General features: G+C 34.3%; 1 pseudogene. It reads left to right on the forward strand.

The window, feature by feature from the left end:
* Nucleotides 1-693: 693 nt before the first annotated feature.
* A pseudogene (locus DWX23_RS24765) lies at nt 694-978 on the forward strand (hypothetical protein); the annotation flags it as partial.

A 978-nucleotide genomic window follows, 5' to 3' on the forward strand; every position in this document is an offset into this window, starting at 1 on the left:
AAGGTGAAAGATATATGCTTCAAGGAAAAGGAGATCGGTTTAGTTAGCATAGAATGTTGTTTTACAGCATGATACTAAAAGATTATGCGTAAACCGATTAATACGAATAAAAAAAAAGAACAACGAACATGTTCCTGAAGAGTATGTGGCTTTTATGATCTCACTTTTTGCCGGACTGAAGCAGAACGGTCTGTTCGGTGATTATTCATACAAGAAGATCGCTGAATTTATAAATCCGTTTTTCATATTTAAGTATGCAGCGAGTACCGTTTGCAAAAACATGAAACTATTCGACAAATACTCGGACTATTACACTGAAATACAAGAGTTTATAAAAACATTAAAAAACAAAGTCAAATCAACAGACAAAAAATAATATTTATTAACCCGCTGTGAAACAGCATTCTAAGAAATACAGAACGGGTAAAATTGGTACTATAATCCGGAGATGTTCATATCTACCTTTGCAGAGAGATTAAATGAAGTAAGTTCTTTGTTTTGCTGTAATCTGAAAAAATGCCGGAGGCTTATATATCTTTATAAAAAGTTCTTTCTATATTTATATAGCCTTGCAGACCTTAGGACAAAACGATTTCACTGCATAGTCTATATCGCTCATTTTCAGAAAACTAAGAACAACAAACTAATTTCATTTTCGATTTCAGTAATTTTTCACTTTTAAATTGTATTGTTATGAAAAAGAAAAAGATTGAAAATGAATTACTTACGAAAGATTCTTCTGTTAGGGACCTTCTCGGACAAACTTTTATCAAGACACCCCGTTCGATGTTTAAACGGATGCAAAGTAACAACATTATCGACCGCCAGGTGGCTCATCTGCACCTCTTGCTATTCGGTCTTTGTTATCACACTGACGGGTTTTGTACTGTAAATAAAAGGACTTATATCTGCCGCAGAGGAGAATTCATCGGAAAACAAGCCACCCTGGCTAAATGGATGGATATAAGTGCCAGTACA

The sequence above is a fragment of the Parabacteroides sp. AF18-52 genome (genome assembly GCF_003479145.1).
Taxonomy (GTDB): Bacteria; Bacteroidota; Bacteroidia; order Bacteroidales; family Tannerellaceae; genus Parabacteroides; species Parabacteroides faecis.